This window comes from Citrobacter sp. 21OH12SH02A-Citro (assembly GCF_027919895.1).
Classification (GTDB): Bacteria; Pseudomonadota; Gammaproteobacteria; order Enterobacterales; family Enterobacteriaceae; genus Citrobacter; species Citrobacter braakii.
In genome coordinates this window covers 4,159,067-4,178,003 of the sequence record NZ_CP114801.1, presented here as the reverse complement: position 1 = coordinate 4,178,003, position 18,937 = coordinate 4,159,067, and the positions used below count along the sequence as shown (strand labels likewise).

General features: G+C 52.7%; 18 protein-coding genes and 3 tRNA genes. 6 read left to right on the top strand and 15 right to left on the bottom strand.

Translation table 11 applies throughout. The features are described from left to right. Positions 1–28: 28 nt before the first annotated feature. Together O6D90_RS20180 and O6D90_RS20175 are read right to left on the bottom strand one after the other, a co-directional pair. Positions 29–1,390 carry an MFS transporter gene (locus tag O6D90_RS20180; RefSeq protein WP_016155619.1) on the bottom strand — a complete coding sequence of 454 codons (1,362 nt, stop codon included), beginning with the start codon at positions 1,388–1,390 and terminating at the stop codon, positions 29–31. A 211-nt stretch (positions 1,391–1,601) separates the two neighbouring features. Continuing rightward, positions 1,602–2,516: a GntR family transcriptional regulator gene (locus O6D90_RS20175; protein WP_016151582.1), complete on the bottom strand. Its 915-nt coding sequence runs from the start codon at positions 2,514–2,516 to the stop codon at positions 1,602–1,604. Between the two features lie 137 nt (positions 2,517–2,653). Here O6D90_RS20175 and O6D90_RS20170 point away from each other — a divergent pair, with 137 nt between their 5' ends. Together O6D90_RS20170 and O6D90_RS20165 are read left to right on the top strand one after the other, a co-directional pair. Next, the gene (locus O6D90_RS20170; protein WP_016155620.1) at positions 2,654–3,676 is read left to right on the top strand and encodes a zinc-binding alcohol dehydrogenase family protein; all 1,023 of its coding nucleotides are present in this window, start codon (positions 2,654–2,656) and stop codon (positions 3,674–3,676) included. A gap of 13 nt (positions 3,677–3,689) precedes the next feature. Next, positions 3,690–5,135: a tagaturonate reductase gene (locus O6D90_RS20165; RefSeq protein WP_016155621.1), complete on the top strand. Its 1,446-nt coding sequence runs from the start codon at positions 3,690–3,692 to the stop codon at positions 5,133–5,135. Between the two features lie 106 nt (positions 5,136–5,241). On the opposite strand, the gene opgB is transcribed toward O6D90_RS20165, so the two are convergent. The 6 genes from opgB to O6D90_RS20135 all read right to left on the bottom strand — a co-directional run bounded on the left by opgB (position 5,242) and on the right by O6D90_RS20135 (position 10,969). Then, complete coding sequence (gene opgB / locus O6D90_RS20160; protein WP_016155622.1) at positions 5,242–7,533, bottom strand: phosphatidylglycerol--membrane-oligosaccharide glycerophosphotransferase; 2,292 nt, start codon at positions 7,531–7,533, stop codon at positions 5,242–5,244. A gap of 230 nt (positions 7,534–7,763) precedes the next feature. Beyond that, positions 7,764–8,255, bottom strand: a complete 492-nt coding sequence (locus O6D90_RS20155) for a DUF2501 domain-containing protein (RefSeq protein WP_016151586.1) — start codon at positions 8,253–8,255, stop codon at positions 7,764–7,766. A gap of 70 nt (positions 8,256–8,325) precedes the next feature. Beyond that, on the bottom strand, positions 8,326–9,063 hold the full coding sequence (gene dnaC, locus O6D90_RS20150) for a DNA replication protein DnaC (RefSeq protein WP_016155623.1): 738 nt from the start codon (positions 9,061–9,063) through the stop codon (positions 8,326–8,328). Positions 9,064–9,065: 2 nt separating this feature from the next. Continuing rightward, positions 9,066–9,605: a primosomal protein DnaT gene (gene dnaT / locus O6D90_RS20145; protein WP_016151588.1), complete on the bottom strand. Its 540-nt coding sequence runs from the start codon at positions 9,603–9,605 to the stop codon at positions 9,066–9,068. Between the two features lie 123 nt (positions 9,606–9,728). Then, the gene (locus tag O6D90_RS20140) at positions 9,729–10,202 is read right to left on the bottom strand and encodes a threonine/serine exporter (RefSeq protein WP_016151589.1); all 474 of its coding nucleotides are present in this window, start codon (positions 10,200–10,202) and stop codon (positions 9,729–9,731) included. Then, positions 10,193–10,969 (bottom strand): threonine/serine ThrE exporter family protein, encoded by a 777-nt coding sequence (locus tag O6D90_RS20135; protein ID WP_016155624.1) that lies wholly within the window; start codon positions 10,967–10,969, stop codon positions 10,193–10,195. The genes O6D90_RS20140 and O6D90_RS20135 overlap by 10 nt, the downstream gene beginning before the upstream one ends. A gap of 262 nt (positions 10,970–11,231) precedes the next feature. Here O6D90_RS20135 and O6D90_RS20130 point away from each other — a divergent pair. Together O6D90_RS20130 and bglJ are read left to right on the top strand one after the other, a co-directional pair. Then, positions 11,232–11,929 (top strand): IS1 family transposase gene (locus tag O6D90_RS20130; RefSeq protein ID WP_151884388.1). Its coding sequence is split into 2 segments (ribosomal slippage): positions 11,232–11,481 and positions 11,481–11,929, totalling 699 coding nucleotides; the frame shifts between segments, so codons are not numbered across the junction. A gap of 44 nt (positions 11,930–11,973) precedes the next feature. Further along, the gene (bglJ, locus tag O6D90_RS20125) at positions 11,974–12,600 is read left to right on the top strand and encodes a DNA-binding transcriptional activator BglJ (protein WP_271143191.1); all 627 of its coding nucleotides are present in this window, start codon (positions 11,974–11,976) and stop codon (positions 12,598–12,600) included. A 54-nt stretch (positions 12,601–12,654) separates the two neighbouring features. Here the strand turns inward: bglJ and O6D90_RS20120 are convergent, their stop codons facing one another. Beyond that, positions 12,655–13,116, bottom strand: coding sequence for a YbaK/EbsC family protein (locus O6D90_RS20120; RefSeq protein ID WP_016151593.1), 462 nt, complete (start codon positions 13,114–13,116; stop codon positions 12,655–12,657). Positions 13,117–13,481: 365 nt separating this feature from the next. Here O6D90_RS20120 and O6D90_RS20115 point away from each other — a divergent pair, with 365 nt between their 5' ends. Next, entirely contained in the window at positions 13,482–14,825 is a 1,344-nt protein-coding gene (locus O6D90_RS20115; protein ID WP_016151595.1) for a PTS sugar transporter subunit IIC, read from the top strand. 29 nt (positions 14,826–14,854) lie between these two features. Here the strand turns inward: O6D90_RS20115 and fhuF are convergent, their stop codons facing one another. Next, positions 14,855–15,643 (bottom strand): siderophore-iron reductase FhuF, encoded by a 789-nt coding sequence (gene fhuF, locus O6D90_RS20110; protein WP_016155626.1) that lies wholly within the window; start codon positions 15,641–15,643, stop codon positions 14,855–14,857. 108 nt (positions 15,644–15,751) lie between these two features. Further along, positions 15,752–16,828 (bottom strand): GGDEF domain-containing protein, encoded by a 1,077-nt coding sequence (locus tag O6D90_RS20105; protein WP_016151597.1) that lies wholly within the window; start codon positions 16,826–16,828, stop codon positions 15,752–15,754. A 216-nt stretch (positions 16,829–17,044) separates the two neighbouring features. On the opposite strand from O6D90_RS20105, the gene O6D90_RS20100 reads away from it, so the two are divergent. After that, positions 17,045–17,320 (top strand): DUF1435 domain-containing protein, encoded by a 276-nt coding sequence (locus O6D90_RS20100; protein WP_032931271.1) that lies wholly within the window; start codon positions 17,045–17,047, stop codon positions 17,318–17,320. A gap of 38 nt (positions 17,321–17,358) precedes the next feature. Here O6D90_RS20100 and O6D90_RS20095 read toward each other — a convergent pair. From O6D90_RS20095 to rsmC, 4 genes are all read right to left on the bottom strand, one after another. Continuing rightward, positions 17,359–17,444, bottom strand: a tRNA-Leu gene (locus O6D90_RS20095). A 31-nt stretch (positions 17,445–17,475) separates the two neighbouring features. Beyond that, positions 17,476–17,561: transfer RNA gene (locus O6D90_RS20090), tRNA-Leu, on the bottom strand. A gap of 28 nt (positions 17,562–17,589) precedes the next feature. Beyond that, positions 17,590–17,676 (bottom strand) — tRNA-Leu (locus O6D90_RS20085). 209 nt (positions 17,677–17,885) lie between these two features. Continuing rightward, positions 17,886–18,914: a 16S rRNA (guanine(1207)-N(2))-methyltransferase RsmC gene (gene rsmC, locus O6D90_RS20080; protein WP_016151599.1), complete on the bottom strand. Its 1,029-nt coding sequence runs from the start codon at positions 18,912–18,914 to the stop codon at positions 17,886–17,888. Positions 18,915–18,937: the final 23 nt, after the last annotated feature.

Genomic DNA, 18,937 nt, shown 5'->3' with positions numbered 1-18,937 from the left:
AGCGCGGTGTTATCGGGCATCATGAGGATTAATCTTTACGCGGATCGCTGATGGGTTGGCGCACCAGGAAGATGTAGGCGAGGGCTCCCACCATGGTGACGCAGCCACAAATGATCAGCGCCAGACGGAAAGAGTTGGTGGTATCAACAATAAATCCGGTGACGATTGGTGCAAACGACGCGCAGATAAAGCTGGCAAAGTTCTGGATACTGCCCACGGAGGCGGTCATGCGTGAGGCGACTGCTACGTGGATCAGGCCCCAGCACGAGGTGCCGGCGAAGTGGATACAGAACAGCGCCATACCGATCAGTAATACGGCGGCCATCGACGTTGTGGCCTGCGGCACGATGAAAGTGAAGGCCGCAGAACAGAACATCCCGGCGATAATACAAATCTTACGGCTCTTAATCGGTGCCATACCGCCTTTCACCAGCCAGTCGGTGACAAAACCGTTAATTAACATGCCGGCTGCGCCAAACAGGAATGGGATCGCCGCCATTAATCCGGTGCTTTTTAAATCCAGGTTGTAGGAGGTTTGCAGGTAGCCTGGCAGCCACGCCAGATATAACCACGCGGTGTAGTTGATGCCGCTAAAGCCCAGCATCATGCCCCACATAGTGCGGTTGCGGAACAGGCTGCGCCATTCGGCAAAGCTCAGCGGATCGCGGCGGGCATTGACGCTACCGGCGTTCAGATACGCTTGTTCAGTAGCGCTCAGCGCAATCTGCTCGCGGTTGCGATACAACATGTACCAGCCGATGGCGAGGAAAATACCCAGCACGCCGATGGTAATAAACATCCAACGCCAGCCCATCACCAGCATCATGGCAGCCAGAATCGGCGGGCTAATGGCAACACCGATGGTGGAAGCAGCGTTGAATAACCCCATTGGGCGACCGCGCTCTTTGATGTTAAACCAGTCGTTGATGACCTTTACGCCGCACGGGTTCATGGGCGCTTCGCCGATCCCCATCCCGATACGCACGAGAACAAACTGAGTGAAGCTGTGAACCATGCCAGACATCGCCTGAAACAGCGACCAGAAGAACATCCCCAGCCCCAGCATAATGCGCGGACCTTTGCGATCCAGCAGCGGGCCGCAGGGCAGCTGTGCAATACCGTAAGCGAGAGAAAACACTGACAGCAGTACGCCGATTTGCGTGGCGCTCAGCCCCAGTTCTTCACGAATCGTTAAGTTGGCGACCGACAGTGAACTGCGGTCGAGATAATTAATCACCGCAGCAAAAAATAATAAAATCATTGCTGTGGTCTGAATACGTTTTATTCGGCTACTGCGTTGCACCATGCCCTCAGGCGGAACGTTAATATCCGCAGATGACGACGTGCCAAACGAAGAACTCGGGTCGAGGGTAATATTATTTTTTTCCACGCCGGACTCCTGAACCTCAATAATTTATTTTCACACAGCCGGGCTGTGCAGTATTGAAAAATACCAGTGATGAATCAATTTGCTCATCACCGCTCACAAAAGTTTTTAATGCAGTCGACTTAGCGTGAGCATAGGCAAGCGGTATTTTTCCGGCGTTTTTATTTTTATAAAATCGTGCTCCCGGTAATGGTTTGCTGTTTTTTATCGGTACTTAATGAGCGGCGCTATGGCTTTGGTTGATGGAGCGAATCATCGATTGTTTGGCTGAATTCAAATGGTTACAGAGCGCCAGGGTGGCATCCAGGTCGCTGCGGCAAATCAGTGCGCTGAGGATGGTCATATGCTCATCAATGGCAATGATATTGCGCTGCTTGAGGTCGCTTTCATCCCACTGATAATGAAAGTGGAAAATCACGGAGATGATTTCAAGCGATTGATTAAAAAATATATTATCTGCTGCGGAGAGCAGTAAAGCATGAAACTCACGGTCTAACTGCGAGAACATACGAAAGCTGCTGCCGATGCTGTCGCGCAGGACCCGGTGACGCTCCAGCAGTGTTTTAGCCTGCAGCCAGCGCGGGTCATCGTCGGGCAGATTGAGAAAATGCTGCAGGGAATGGGTTTCCAGCATCTCTCTGAGTTCAAACAGCTGTTCCGCATAGGCCTGATCGAACTGCTTCATGCTCCAATGGCCGCGTTTTTCGTTTTTGATCAGATTGTAACGTTCGAATTTTAAAAGATATTCTCTCACCACCACCGGGCTGACCCCCGCGGCTCTGGCAAGCTGTAGTTCGGAGAAACTCTCCCCTGCGCGTAGCTGACGCTGGTTGATCATGGTGAAAAAAGCCTGCTCAAAAATCCGGTTTTGCTCAGTCATGGAGGCGGTTGTACAGGCAAAACCGTCGTCATGGTCGGGTTTACGTACGATGACATAGTGGCTGCCGACCTGGGTCAGCACGCCGCACTCGCCTAAGTGGCTCAGCATATGGCGCACGGTGGTGCGGCTGATGTTGTACATCTCCGCCAGCGCGCTCTGCGACGGGAGGGGGGAAGGGATATGGCCACGCGCCATATCATCGATTATCTGGTTAATCACATTGTGGCGTAAGTTCTGTGAACGGCTCATGGCTTCTCCTTTTTGCGTATTAAAACCCGATTTAAAACATTTTTATGCGCTGGGATTCACAGATTGTGTTTCTGCTTTCTCCGGCTTTTTTATTTTCGTTGATATCTGAGGCAACAAAAAAACAGGAGAGCAGAATCATGTCTACGATGAATACGTTGATTTGCCAGGAACCTAAAAAATTAGTCTGGAAAGAGCGTGAAATACCTATTCCGGGTGAGGGTGAAGCATTAATAAAAATTAAATCAGTCGGGATTTGCGGTACCGATATTCATGCCTGGGGTGGCAATCAGCCATTTTTCAGCTATCCACGTGTACTGGGGCATGAAATATGTGGGGAAATTGTCGGGCTGGGCAAAAATATACAGAATCTGAAAAATGGTCAGCAGGTGGCGGTTATTCCTTACGTGGCCTGCCAGCAGTGTCCGGCCTGTCTGAGCGGGCGCACTAACTGCTGCGAGAAGATTTCGGTGATTGGCGTGCATCAGGATGGCGGCTTCAGCGAATACCTGTCCGTACCGGTCACCAACCTGTTGGATGCGCAGGGAATTGATCCGCAGGCGGCGGCGCTGATTGAGCCTTATGCCATTAGCGCGCATGCGGTACGCCGGGCGGCGGTGGCTCCGGGTGAGCAGGTGCTGGTGGTCGGTGCCGGTCCGATTGGTCTGGGCGCGGCGGCGATTGCCAAAGCCGATGGCGCACAGGTGGTGGTCGCCGATACCAGTCCGGCTCGCCGGGAGCATGTGGTTTCCCGGTTGGGGCTCCCGGTTATCGATCCGTCTGCTGAAGATTTTGATGCGCAACTGCGTGACCAGTTTGGCGGTTCGCTGGCGCAAAAGGTCATTGATGCCACGGGCAATCAGCATGCGATGAACAACACGGTGAATTTGATTCGCCATGGCGGCAGCATCGTTTTCGTTGGGCTATTCAAAGGCGAATTGCAGTTCTCCGATCCGGAGTTCCACAAGAAAGAGACCACCATGATGGGCAGTCGCAACGCCACACCGGAAGATTTCGCCAAAGTGGGCCGCCTGATGTCGGAAGGCAAACTGACCGCCGACATGATGCTCACGCACCGTTACGCATTTGCCACACTGGCGGAAATCTACGAACGGGATGTGATTAACAACCGTGAACTGATTAAAGGCGTGATCACGTTCTGAGAGGGTAAATGCGATGAAGACATTGAATCGACGTGATTTTCCGGGGGCCAGTTACCCAACGCGCGTGATCCAGTTTGGTGAAGGGAATTTCCTGCGGGCGTTTGTCGACTGGCAACTGGATATCCTCAACGAGCAAACCTTTTTGAACGCTGGCGTGACCATCGTTCGCCCGATCAATAGCGATTTTCCACCGTCGCTGAATACCCAGGACGGGCTGTATACCACGCTTATTCGCGGGCTAAACGCGCAGGGCGAAGCGGTGAGCGAGGCGCGGCTGATCCGTTCGGTGAATAACGAAATCAATCCGTATCAGGACTTCGCGGCGTATCTGGCGCTGGCCCACAATGCGGATATTCGCTTTGTGTTTTCGAATACCACCGAAGCCGGAATTAGCTATCACGCGGCAGACCGGGTCGATGATGCGCCGCCGGTAAGCTTTCCGGCTAAACTGACACGTCTGCTGCTGGAGCGTTTTAATCATTTTGAGGGCGCAGTGGATAAGGGGTGGGTCATTATCCCGTGCGAGCTTATCGACTATAACGGCGAGGCGCTCAAAACGCTGGTACTGCGGTATGCACAGGAGTGGCAGCTTCCCCCGGCGTTTGCCGACTGGGTGGCGACGGCAAACACCTTCTGTTCCACGCTGGTCGACCGCATTGTCACCGGCTACCCGCGAGAAGAAGCCGCCGCGCTGGAAGCTTCGCTTGGCTATCACGATGCGTTTCTCGATACCGCGGAGCATTTTTACCTGTTTGTGATTCAGGGGCCGCAGTGGCTGGCCGAGGAGCTGAATCTGGCGCAGTGCCCGCTGAACATACGGGTAGTGAGCGATATCAAACCGTACAAAGAGCGTAAGGTCGCCATTCTCAATGGCGCGCATACGGCGTTGGTGCCGGTGGCCTGGCTGTGTGGCCTGGAGACTGTCGACGAAGCGATGCAGGATGCCGATGTCCGTCACTTTATCGAGCGGGCGATTAGCGAGGAAATTATACCGGTATTGGATCTCCCGGCGGATGAACTGCGTGAATTTGCCGACGCGGTGAGTGGGCGTTTTCAAAACCCCTACATTCGTCACCAGTTGCTTTCCATTGCGCTTAACGGGATGACCAAATTCCGTACCCGAATTTTGCCGCAACTGCTGGCGGGCCAGCAAAATGGGCGCTGGCCCGTGCGGTTAACGTTCGCCCTCGCGGCGCTGCTGGCGTTTTATCGCGCAGAGCGGGAGGGAGAACGCTATCCGATACAGGATGATGAGCAGTGGGTTAGCCTGTATGCCAGTCTGTGGCCGCGAGTTGGCAAAGATTTAACGCTGCGTGAACTGGTGGATACTGTGCTCGGCGATGCGGCGCACTGGGGTGAAGATTTGACGTTGCTGCCCGGGCTTGCCGGGCTGGTGACGGCAAACCTGGAAATGATTCTGGTGCAGGGTATGCGCCAGGCAGTGAAAAGTCTGGAATAAGGTTGCCATGCAGCGCCCGGTGTGGTGTTGGGCGCTGTTTTTTTTTCAGACAATAAATGCGGCTAGCTGTAAGACTGATAAGCGAAGCGCCATCAGCCATTTCATGTTACGAGCCCTGAGCGACCACTTTGATTTCAACCATCCCGATCCCCAGTTTACGCGGCGAGTGGCCGAGAATATTGCCCTCGTTGGTGGCGACCGGATCGGGCGGGACAATCACCAGCGTATCGGCATCCGCCGGGTTATCAAAATGCAAGGTAGTGGTAGTGACATCATGGCCTAACACCAGCGTCTGTTCCTCGTGGCCAACGCGTACGGGAATAGGGCGATTGGCGTTGTCGCCGAAGGCTTTCGCTGTAATGACCAGATCGAATTTCTTCGGCAGCGGGGCCTTGTACTCGATGGTCACCTCTTTGCTGAGCTGCGCATTGGACCAGCGTCCCCAGGATTCGGGGCGTGAAATGCCGCTAAACTGTTTAACCTCTTCCGGCGCGCCCGCCACGTTGAAGACGAAGCTGTCGGCTTTGTAGCGAATGTCGTTATCGACAATTTTCAGCGTATCAACGTTACCTTTGTAGCGCTCCATGTCGATCACCGTGTCTTTAAACACGGTTTTACTTTTCCATTTGGCTTTGTCGACGTGCTGCACGATTTGCTGTCCGCCTAACTGGCCTTGCGATACGCACCAGTCGGTGGAGAGCGCCAGCTCCGGGGCCCATAGCTGCGCCATTTTGTAGCAGCGATCAACCCAGACAAAGTTATCTCGCGGCGCGAAATCTGCCAGTTGGAAGCGCAGCGGGGCCGAGTATTCGCTTTCCGGCAGCGGCTCGACGCGTTTGTCCGATACGCGCAGCAGCAACGGCAGGCGGAAATGGCTGCCGGAGAAAGAGATCATGTTTTTGTCCTGGTCGACGGTGAACTCTTTCATCTCTTTCGGGAAATTCCACAGGCGGATGATATCGGGCTTCCACGCCAGCATTTTTTCTTTGATGTTCAGGAACACTTCAGACACGGATTCGCTCGACAAACTGCTGCGGCCAAGACCGATAAAGTTATCGCCACCGAGAATATCCAGTACCGTTGCCCCGTTATCCATCGTGTTACGCTTCACCGCCAGCGTCTCCTGCTGTGGCTGGTCGCCGCGCAGCACGAAGAACAGGTTGTTGCGATCCTGCTTGTTCAGATACTTCCATGCGGTGTTGTTCATCGCCAGATGATCGGAAGAAACCACGATAACGGTATCTTTGAACCACGGTGAGGCTTTGATCTTATTGATAAATTCGGCAATGTTTTCCTGGCTGCAGCTGACCGCGCTGAAGGATTGGTTGGCCTTCCCGTCGATGTCATAACGTTTACGGTTACAGCTACGTGAGATAAATCCATCTGGATGATGGGTATCCACAGTCAGCGTAAACAGTGAAAAGCGCTGGCCCGAACGTGAAAGCTCTTCGAATTTTTTCCACGCTTCATCCAGCACGGTATCGTCGTAGAAGCCCCAGTCGTTGCGATAGGCCGGGTCCGCAACCACGCTTTTTAACTCTTCCGCACCGTAGAGATGATCAAAACCGTGAGATTTCAGGAACACGTCTTTGCCGGCAAAGCGCAGGTTGGCTCCCTGCACAAAGTAGTTTTGATAGCCGGAGTTTTTCAGGATATCGCCCAGACAGATATTGTTGGGGAAGAAGCTGGAGACCGACGCCGAGGCGTTGCCTTCAAACGGCGCAAACAGCGGAATACCGCACTGGGAGGCGACCATGCCAGCGATGGTGTAATCGGTACCCGGCAGTTGCATGGTATTGCTGAAATCCAGCCCTTCGTTTTTCAACGCACCGAGTTCCGGGGTCAGATCCGGGAACGCGTCATTGTTAAAATAGGTGCGCTCGAGGCTTTCGCCATAGATATAAACCAGATTCAGCTTCGGGTTGGGAATCGTTTTTGACGGCTCTTTATAATAGGTTGGGAAATCCGGATCGCCATCGCGCGACTGCGACTTTACCAGTTCGGTTATCTGGTGAAACGCCGGGCTGGCATCTACGGAGGCCAGCGCCAGCAGCAGGGCCAGCAGACTGTAACCCACATGATGCGGATGATGGCGACGGCGGCGCAGAATCCAGCCGAGAGCGACAAAAACGGTCGTCAGGACCAGCGCAATCCCGACACCAGGTAAGATATATTTTCCAATTCCCGCGCCGGTCAGGCTGTTGGTCAGCGTGTACAGAACCGCGTCATTGATACCGTCGCCGGTGAAATAGTCACTGGCATACAGCGTGATATTCAAGACAATAAAAATCCCCAGCACCGTTAACGTGGCAGCAAACCACCAGGTATTGCGACCCGCTTTCCAGGCGTAAATCAGCACTGAAGCGAGAAACAGAGTGATGGAGATGAGTTCTGACAACGATCGATCCTCAGTAAACCGGGCAAACGCCAGGCAGGCTAATGATTTTGGGAAAGCACAATGTAATAGCGATGTTGCATTGCTGCAATTGTAGTGACATTAAATTACGTTGTTATTCAGAATTGGTTTAGATATGCGTGTTTTTTGCGGGGGATTTACTGATTATTTGACGTGTGAATTTTATGGGGAGCAGGTTGATGCCGCGCAGGGTATACGCGGCATGTCGTGCGTCAGGAAATGAAGTTCATACCCTGTTTTAACACCAGATCGCAGGCCTTGGTTTTTACCTGCTTCGCCAGCGAGCTGTTGCCAATTGTGTTCAGGTCCAGTTGTTGACCATCTTTAGCGTTGAGCAGCCCCTGAATGCCGTCCATATAGTTGGTGTCTTGTTTCTGCTCCGGAGCACTGAGACCCAGTTTATCCAGCACCTGGTTTTTGACGTTCTGCGTGTCGGTGACCGAGGCCAGTTTCTGTTTCGCGCAATATTCCAGGATCCCGGCGGCGTTATTCATGCTGCTGGAGGTCAGCGACTGATTGCTGCCATTCAGTAGACTGGTCAGGGAAGAGAGCGACGAGCCGCCCTGCGAGCCGGAGCTTTGTTTGCTCAGTTCGCTGGCCGCGCTGGAGAGCGAATCCTGCCAGGAGGCGGCGAAAACGCTGGTCGAGATGAGCGTGCTGGCGGCAAGCGCACAGCACAGCAGACGTTTGGTTGTTTTCATCATTATATGCAACTCGTGTTATGCCTTTTCAGCGCAGTATAGCGCCGGCAGTCTTAGGAGTGGTCCTAATACGTTAATACTCTTTACCGGTTACCCGACTACGGTAGCTTTCCCAGTTAAAAATCACCCACAGGCTGTTGCCAAGGCGCATACGGTCCATAACCCGCTCGCCCAGCAGTTTGTTCATTTCATCCATATTGCTGTTGGTCAACATACCGGTCGGGCGTTTTGAAGACGAGCGGCGATCGACGATCTGGTTGATGATCACCTTTTCATAGCGGGATTCGGTCTGCACGCCGATTTCGTCGATCACCAGCAAATCGACATTGCTGAGATCGTTCAGCAGCTGTTCTTCGCTGGTTTCACGGTTGCTGAAGGTATCTTTCATGGCTGACATAATGTCCGCGACGGTGATAATCAGCACCGACTTGCCGCGCAGCAGCAGCTCGTTGCAGATAGCGGCGGCCAGATGGTTTTTGCCGGTGCCGGGCTTGCCAGAGAAAATAAAGCTGGCGATGTTGCCGTCAAACTCTTCAACGTACTGGCGAGCTTTGCTCAGGGCGTTCATCTGACCTTCGCATTCCACCCGATAGTTATCGAACGAACAGTTCTGATGCAGTGGACGAATACCGGAACGGTTGAATGTGCGCTGCATTTTCATGGCTCGGTTTTCACGGGCCAGCGCTGCGGCGCGAATTTCACCTTGCTCTTTTTGCCATGCCAGCAGCTCCTCGCCCGTTTTAAAGGCTGGCTCGACATTAGCCGGCATCATTTTTTGCAGACGTTTCATCAGGTCGCCAACGTTTTTCATCGTTATCCTCTAAAACCCGGTGGAATATGGTTGTCAGGCTCGCTGACACTGTTCACATCGCGCTTCGGCATTCCGCCATTGCTGGCCCGGCCAATCTGGATGCTGCGTGCCAGTTTTTGCTGCCACTGAATATGGTGAAAGACTTTGCCTTCGGCCTGCCAGTAGGCGACAAATGAGGCCAGTTCCTCGGCGGTGACCGGTTCTCTTAACGCCACGCCCCACAGGGCGGCCTGGCGCTGAAAGTCGGCATCGGGCTGCCAGTCAGCGTACATCGCAAATTTCCCCATTGGCACGACAACAGGAGCGGTTTGCGGCTCTTCATAAAATTGTGCATCCAGCGTCACATCGCTTCCCGGGCGTGACAGCTTCTCTTCAAGCGCCAACAACTCGGCCAGTCGTGCAGGCGTCACCGCGTAAAATGCTGGCGCGTTGTTGGCGAATACGGCTACGGCACCGCCCGCAGACCTGGCCAGCACCGTATGGTGATCGTGTAGTAAGGCGTCAATGCTAGTGACGTCCGGCGTCAAAATTTTGCTGGGCATAATGTTTCTCAATACTGAACAACAACCGAGAAGGGGACTGCTTTTATAGTAACACAGAGAAGAAGGAGAGCAGCAGATGAGGGGGCGATTCCCCTCTCTGCGAGGAGCTAACAAAGCGTGCCGCTAAACACGCGGGCGTTTGCGATACAGCCATAATCCCGGTACGGATAGCCCGATAGAGAGCGCTCCGACAATCGATGAGGCTTTCAGGAAATTGGTCAACAGCGTGATCATCAGCGCTTCGCTGTAGCCAAAATGGCCGATTTTTACCGCCGAGATCATGGCGGTATAGGCCGAGATCCCAGGGAACATGGGGATTACTGCCGCAACGGTGAAGACTTTCGGGTGCGCCAGATACCAGCGTGACCACTGGATCCCAATGCAGCCCACCAGTAGCGACGCCATAAAAGTTGACCATTCGATATTAAATCCAGCGCTCATCATCACCATTCGTGAACCGTGGCCGAGTGCGCCGAGTAACGCGCACCAGGGGAGCGCCCGATGTGGTACGTTAAATACCATGGCAAAACCAAGCGCCGGAATCGCCGACAGGATCATGTCCTGCATTAGCGCCAAAATGAAATCGATCACGCCCATCCGCGCAGCCCCCATAAGGTCATCGACATGACTACGCCAATGCAGGTCGCCAGCGTCAGCAGACTGGCAATAGCCCAGCGAGCGAGCCCAGTATTAATGTGTCCCTTAAACATATCCGCGACGGAGTTGATCAACGGAAAACCCGGAACCAACAGCAGCACGCTGGCGGCCATGGCGATGGTTGGAGTGTGGTTAAACGTCGGCAACGTCAGCAGCAGACCAGAAATCGAGGTTGCCACAAACGCAGTAATGCAGAAGTTGATTTGCGGGTGCAAATGCCGGGACGCCAGAATCTGGCGAATATACATTGCCACCATACTGGCGAAAAAGGTGATCACCGCGCCATCCCATCCGCCATTATTGAGTTTACAAAAGCAGGCGCAGGACAAGCCGACCATAAAGGCGACCAACCATCTTGGATAGCGCAGCGGTTTAATCTGGCTAAAGCGTTTCTCAACGCCTTTAACATCCAGCAGTTTGTGTTCCGCCAGAATAACGATGTGCTGCACCTCCGTCACGACGTGCATGTTAATTCCGCGATCCTGATTTTTTCGCGTTGAAGTCAGGCACTGCCCGTCTTTAATGGTGGTCAGGACGATGGCGTTAGAGGAGATAGCGCTTTCTACGCTATCCATGCCAAGCGCCAGCCCGAGGCGGGTGGATAGCTCGTCAACCAGCGCACTTTCTGCCCCATGCTGAAGTAAAAAAAGACCGCATTGAATACATAACCGTGTAACCGTTCGCTGTGACGACTGCTCTGTTTGCATGACTCGCTCTGACTGAAAAGGATCTCTTTGCGTGGCGGATGTCTTCTTTTTATCATGAAGCATGATCCTGTTGGCTCTGGCTAAGATCAATCTTTGCGTCGAAAAAAGATGCAGATCGTACGTCTGATGCGTTTGCACACCTCACTTGCTTATCAATAAAGACAGCGCTTATGAAAATGTAATGTTATTTATCAGGATGGAAAATACGGTGATGCTGCCAACTTACTGATTTAGTGTATGATGGTGTTTTTGAGGTGCTCCAGTGGCTTCTGTTTCTATCAGCTGTCCCTCCTGTTCAGCTACTGACGGGGTGGTGCGTAACGGCAAAAGCACCGCCGGACATCAGCGCTATCTCTGCTCTCACTGCCGTAAAACATGGCAACTGCAGTTCACTTACACCGCTTCTCAACCCGGTACGCACCAGAAAATCATTGATATGGCCATGAATGGCGTTGGATGCCGGGCAACCGCCCGCATTATGGGCGTTGGCCTCAACACGATTTTCCGCCATTTAAAAAACTCAGGCCGCAGTCGGTAACCTCGCGCATACAGCCGGGCAGTGACGTCATCGTCTGCGCGGAAATGGACGAACAGTGGGGATACGTCGGGGCTAAATCGCGCCAGCGCTGGCTGTTTTACGCGTATGACAGGCTCCGGAAGACGGTTGTGGCGCACGTATTCGGTGAACGCACTCTGGCCACACTGGAGCGTCTTCTGAGCCTGCTGTCGGCCTTTGAGGTCGTGGTATGGATGACGGATGGCTGGCCGCTGTATGAATCCCGCCTGAAGGGAAAGCTGCACGTTATCAGCAAGCGTTACACTCAGCGCATTGAGCGGCATAACCTGAATCTGAGGCAGCACCTGGCAAGGCTGGGACGGAAGTCGCTGTCGTTCTCAAAATCGGTGGAGCTGCATGACAAAGTCATCGGGCATTATCTGAACATAAAACACTATCAATAAGTTGGAGTCATTACCGAAACGTTGCGCTGGTAGAGAAGTGCGCGATGAGTAGCGTCGGTATTAAGAGCCTGTTTAATACCATGCCGGATAACCAATACGAACTACATATCTTTTCGAGCCAGCCTGCATTTAGTCAGGTTATGTTAAAAACGTCGTTTTCGGCGGTTATTTTCTCCCTCTCTGCAATCAGAACCGATCGCAGGGCCGGGTTAGCTTATCTGACGGAACTGGCTGTAAATTTTCCGCGTATTCGCCGGGTGATGATTGCTGATGATGACGCTGAAGCGCGATTAATCGGCTCTTTGTCACCGTTGCCGTTAGATGGCGTTGTGAGCAAATCTTCTTCATTAACGGTACTGCAGGACGCGTTATTTACGGTATTGAACGGCCCCAATCGGGGAACCGAAGGTTCTAAAAACCATTGGTATATCAATCAAAGCCGTATGCTCAGTCCAACAGAACGAGAAATACTGCGCTTTATGTCGAATGGCTATTCAATGCCGCAGATCGCTGCTCAGTTAGAGCGGAATATTAAAACCATTCGGGCACATAAATTTAATGTGATGTCCAAGCTGGGCGTGAGCTCAGATGCCGGACTGCTGGATGCTGCAGATATCCTGCTGTACCTGCGTGCAGGTGAACCTGCACCTTTTCTACAGGCGGCTTCTTAACGGGTAATGTTAGATCGTTTCGTGCCGGGTTTCGTTATCGGCACGGAACGTGAATCATCCCTGACACACATCCACCCAGGTGGCGGAAGTCAGCTCAGCCATCCTTTCTGGCGTGATACGAACGGCGCTGTGGATGGCGCCTGCGGCGGGAAGCACTTCAGCGTAATGCTTCAACGAAACATCGCAGTACACCGAAATCGGCGTTTCCAGTCCGAAAGGGCAAACGCCGCCAACGGGATGGCCCGTCGCGTTCACTACTTCATCGCTACTCAACATACGGGCTTTGGCACCGAAAGTGCTCTTTAGCTTTTTGTTATCCAGTCGGGCATCACCTTTGGCGACGACCAGAATAATGTCGTTCTTGACCTTCAGCGAAAGCGTTTTCGCGATCTGGCCAGGTTCGACGTTATGGGCTTTCGCTGCCAGATCGACGGTAGCTGTGCTCTGATCTAATTCGATAATCTCAATATCTGGTGCATATTGCGCTAAAAATTGGCGTACAGATTGCAAACTCATTCTTCTCTCCAAATCGCCTACAGGCAGCTCCATCCAGCAGAAAACCGCATGGCGTAATTTGTCATAGGGGCAAGCTCGCTGTAAATATTTTAATGTAACAACATGGCAACATTGGCAGTTTTTCGATCGTCTTCACAATCAAAGAAACCGGTTACAGTAACCGGTTGCAGAATGCTCAAATGGCGATTAATACTGAAGTTGTCACTTCCTCTGTATTACATAACAAGAGCCATCTATGAAACTGAACTCAAAATGCAGTAGCGCTGGCGTTCCTCCCGGCACGGTTGCGAAAAGTAGTAATGGGCTTTACGTGGTGGTGTTGATACCAGCACGGTTGCAGGGTTTTGCACAACGGGAGAACGGCTATGTCTACTAATCATGCTGTGTTTAATGTGATTTTCCGCTTCGTTGAAAATTACGTCAGCCCTGTTGCCGGGCGCATCTCTTCACAACGTCATGTGATGGCTATCCGTGATGGGTTTATTTCGGCGATGCCCTTTATGATCGTAGGCTCGTTTCTGCTGGTTTTCGCCTATCCGCCTTTTTCTCCGGATACCACCTGGGGGTTTGCACGTGCGTGGCTGGATATGGCGAAACAGTTTGAAGGCCAAATCCTCACACCGTTTGATATGACGATGGGGATCATGTCAGTCTACATATGTGCGGCTATCGCTTATAACCTGGGCAAGCACTATGTGAAGTCACATCAGCTAGATCCCTTCATGTGCGCGATGCTATCGATCATGGCTTTTTTGCTGATTGCTGCACCGAAAACCAAAGGCACGATGCCGGTTGATAGCCTGGGCGGTACGGGGATTTTCACTGCCATCCTGGTGGCTATTTACTGCGTTGAAATGATGCGCTTCCTGAAGGCGCACAACATCGGCATTCGTTTACCCGATCAGGTGCCGCCGATGATCAAAAACTCCTTCGATCTGCTGATCCCTGTGCTGGTGGTGGTGCTGACGCTGTACCCGCTGAGTCTGGTGATTCAGTCGCAGTTTGACATGCTGATCCCGCAGGCCATCATGGCCATCTTTAAACCACTGGTGTCTGCAGCGGATTCTCTGCCAGCGATACTGCTGGCGGTGCTGATCGGCCATCTGCTGTGGTTTGCGGGTATTCATGGCGCGGCAATTGTGTCGGGAATGCTGCAAATGTTCTGGCTCACCAATCTCGGGATGAACCAGTCGGCGCTGGCGCAGGGCGCGCCTTTACCGCATATCTTTATGGAAGCGTTCTGGACGTTCTTTATTGTGGTTGGAGGTTCCGGCGCGACGATGGGGCTGGTGATTTGCTATCTGCGTAGCCGCTCGGCCCATCTGCGATCGATCGGGCGTTTGAGCGTTGTCCCGAGCATTTTTAATATTAACGAACCGGTGATTTTCGGTACGCCGATTGTCATGAACCCAGTGTTCTTTATTCCCTTCCTGCTGGCCCCTATGGTGAACGCAGTGCTGGCCTGGGCGGCGATGAAGCTGGATTTAATTGGGCGGGTGATTTCAGTGGTTCCCTGGACGGCCCCGGCACCGGTTGGCGCGGCATGGGCGTTAGGCTGGGATTATCGTGCGGCCATTCTGGTTGTCCTGCTGGCACTGGTGTCTGCCGTCATCTACTTCCCATTCTTTAAGGTTTACGAAAAGCAGCTATTAGCGCAGGAAAAAGAAGAAGCACAGCGTATAGAAGAAGAAAATCAGCAGGTTGCATAACTGACGGGCGAGGGGCTACGGCTCCTCGCTTACTTCAGCGTGCAGTCACCGCATTGCTGGACATCGGGCAGGCGATAGCGCTGGCAGCAGGTTCTGCGCACTAACAGTCCCTCGCGCGGAACAACGGTACGCCACAGGGGATTATCCTGACCGCAGGAGAGTTGCTTCTCAAAAAAACAGGTCTGGCGCAGTGTGGTCAGCAGTTCTTCACCTAATAACGGCTTCATTTCCGTTAAATACCAGTGAATTAAATATCCGGTGTTGCTCCAGATAAGCTTCGCATTGATCTCGCCTGTCGCTTCCAGCGCCTGCACAACTGGCGTCAGCGCCGAGAGAATCAGCGTTTCCATGCGTTGCTGAGGAGACTGGGCCGTGACCTGGTGATCCTGATGCACGTCGATCCAGAAGCAGGCAGCACGGCCTGTTTCGTGGAATTCTACGTGCATGTGTTCAGGAGAGACGTCGATGGCCTCTTTTTGCGTCAGCAGGGCCACCATGAGCGGAGGCATCATCAGGCCGATATACCACTGCGCCCAGAGAGAAATTAGCGGCTTATTTTCGCGTGGCAGCGTGGGCTGATTGCGATAAATATGGTCTGAATAGACAGCCAGCAATGAACTTAGCGTCGTTGGTTGCGTCCATTCATGTAGCGTCATCGCACCTGGCACGGGCGTTTCGTCAAGACGAATGAAGTCCAGCAGGTGCTCACGGGTGTTGGCTATCGTTGCGCGTACGGCAGCAGCCAGCGAGGGTATCTTTGCAGGCAGAGGGCTACGCCAGATGACATCTTCAACGATCGGTGCGGAACGATAAGCCATGTCGATATAAGGATGTTAATCTTAATGATAATGATTGCTAATCCTATAATTGACATTGAGCGATGGCAAGATCTTTGTCGCCATCCCGGGCCACACCGCACAGATAGCTCAGGCAGAAGGGCAGTTTACCCGCAGGTCATCGCTGACCAGCGTACTGTTGCGCCCAAGGCTCTTGGCCTCATAAAGGGCTTTATCCGCTCGGGCAACAGCGGCATCAATATCCTGCTCGACCAGAGGCGCAATACCAATACTCACGGTTACGTTGGTTGCCACGCTCTCGTTAAACATGTGAGGAATTTTAAGGTCGTACACCTTCTGGCGAATACGTTCGGCGGCAGCCTGGGCCTGCTGGGGATCGACCGCGGTCAGCAAAACCATAAACTCTTCCCCACCAAAGCGCGCCACCACGTCCCGGGAGCGCACGGAGTCACGAATCGCGGCAGAGACGCGGATCAGCGCCTGATCTCCCATCATATGACCGTAGTGATCGTTATAGGCTTTGAAGTGGTCGATATCCAGCAGCAAGACGTAGTGCTTCGCGTTGCTCAAGGCCAACAGCGTATCGAGTCGGTGTTGTAGCCCCCGACGATTGTACAAACCGGTTAGCGGGTCGAGCATGCTGAGTCCGTTCAGGGTTTCCCGTTCTTCCAGCAGTTTATACATCAGCTGCTGGGCGAAGCCATCGTAGCGCTTTTGTATCACATGCTGGATGGCGATCCCGGCCATGGGCAGCGCCATAAAATAGATAATTCGCAAACCATGCTCGCTGCCATTCAGCCATAAACAGACGGCGACGGAAGGCAATGAGTGAAGCGTAAACGCGATGATATTATTGGCAAAAGCGATAGAACCAATAAACAGCACGCTGAGAAGCGCGATTAATAGAAAATAATAATCATTATGACCCAGAGCGTTATATTTCAGGAAAATATGTAATGCCCATAGCAAACCAAAAACGATTGAAATAAAAGGAAGATTAATTCTTTTATCCACATATTTCCTATGCCATGCCAGCAACAATGTACTCATCACGAGAATCAGCAATGCCGGTACTGACAACGCTTTGACGGCAAACAGGGGAAAAAAAAGCGTAAACAGTGCGGAGACTGCGTTGAGCAGCAGAAATAATCGTAAAGAGAGTTGGTATTTTTTGGTGCGCAGAGCTCGCCAGGATTGTACTGTCATAGGTAAATATTGTTAGTTATCTGCAATGTACGAAGGTGTGTTGGTAAATAAAACAAATAACGAACGGGGTATCATTCGCAGAGGTTTTTATTGTTTTTAGTTGAAAAACTAACCGGCGAGCAATTTATCACCTTAAATTATTCATGTCATCAATCGTTAAGTAAAACTCATATAATTGATAGTGCCTCCCAGCTGACAAATGAGAAAATTTATCATATGATATTGGTTATCATTATCAGTGTCATAGGTGGTACCATGTTGCAACGTACGCTGGGCAGTGGATGGGGTGTTCTGCTGCCGGGAATACTGATTGCCGGGATGGCATTTAGCGACCTGTCGATCTACGTATGGAAGGCGATGATTGTATTAGGATTACTGTTGACTTCACTCATGCTGTACCACAAGCGTTTGCGGCATTTTGTCCTGTTGCCTTCATGTGCGGCGCTGATCGGCGGCATTGTTCTGGTGATGATGAACGGGAATCAGGGATGAACAAAACAGGGAAGAAATCGAGAGGGAAATAAGATAATTGGTGCGAGGGGGGGGACTCGAACCCCCACATCCTAAGGACACTAACACCTGAAGCTAGCGCGTCTACCAATTCCGCCACCTTCGCACAGTCATCTTATTTTTTGATATCGCCTCGTTGGTGCGAGGGGGGGGACTCGAACCCCCACATCCTAAGGACACTAACACCTGAAGCTAGCGCGTCTACCAATTCCGCCACCTTCGCCCAGTGCGAGCAATATCAACGTGGATTATGGTGCGAGGGGGGGGACTTGAACCCCCACGTCCGAAAGGACACTAACACCTGAAGCTAGCGCGTCTACCAATTCCGCCACCTTCGCATACCATCGACACTCAAAAAAGTATCGTTACCACGGAGGCGCATTCTAGTGGTTTTCAACTTTTCGTCAATAGTTAATTGCCCAGGACGCGCTTAATTGATGTAAAAATGGGCGCTAAACGCAGGCCGTGTAAACGAAGTGCCACCCCGCATTTAGCAAACCCTGCCGGATGGCGGTGCAGGCACCTTATCCGGCATGGGATGGCCGTTCTACTTCTTCGCCTGACGCGTCATGATGGTGCGATAGACCTTGAAGCGACCGGTCTGCGCGATAACTTCGTGGAAGCCAAACACTTCATCCAGTACCTTCGGATAAGGCAGGAAGGCGTTCGCCACGATACGCAGTTCACCGCCGCTGTTGAGGTGGCGCACTGCGCCGCGAATCAGCGTTTGCGCGGCATCGAGGCTGGTCTGCATCCCGTCGTGGAACGGTGGGTTGGAGATGATCATATCAAAGCGACCCGTCACGTCAGAAAAGACGTTACTGGCGATTACGTCTCCTTCAATACCGTTGGCAGCAAGCGTTGCGCGGCTGGCTTCAACGGCGGCGGCACTAACATCGCACAGGGTTAAACGCACTTTTGGCGAGTGGCTGGCTAAGGCGACGGAGAGTACGCCTGCACCACAGCCGACATCCAGAACTTTGCCTTTGGTGTGCGGCGTCAGCGTGGAGAGCAGCAGTTGGCTGCCAACATCCAGGCCGTCACGGCTGAATACGCCCGGCAGCGTTTTGATGGTCAGATTTTCGGTCTGGTATTCATCCCAGTATTTTTCTGCATCAAAGACCGGCTGTTTTTCCAGACGACCATGGTACAGGCCACAGCGACGCGCGCTGTCGACTTTGTTCAGCGGCGCGTATTCGGCCAGCATCTGCTCTGCGCTACGAACGCCGCTGCGGTTCTCACCAACAACAAAAATATCGGTGCCCACCGGTAACAGCGACAGAATGTTCATCAACTGGAACTGGGCTTCCGGCTTATTCTTCGGCCAGTAGTAGATCAGCGTATCGCTATCGGCAACGTCATCGGCCTGCGCGACGAGGCTAAAGCGAACGTTGTCACCCATCTGGCGGTTAAGCACCTGCCAGTGGTGAAGCTGCTGAGTGTGCGCACGGCTGGCGGCGCATTCAAAATGGGCAGGCAGGTCATCCTGCAAATCACCGGCAAAAAGAATACGGCTTTGTTCGAAATCATCACTGTGGCGCAGCAAGACTTCACTTGCCGGGGTAAAAGCAGACATGGAGTGCTCCTTAAATTGTACAG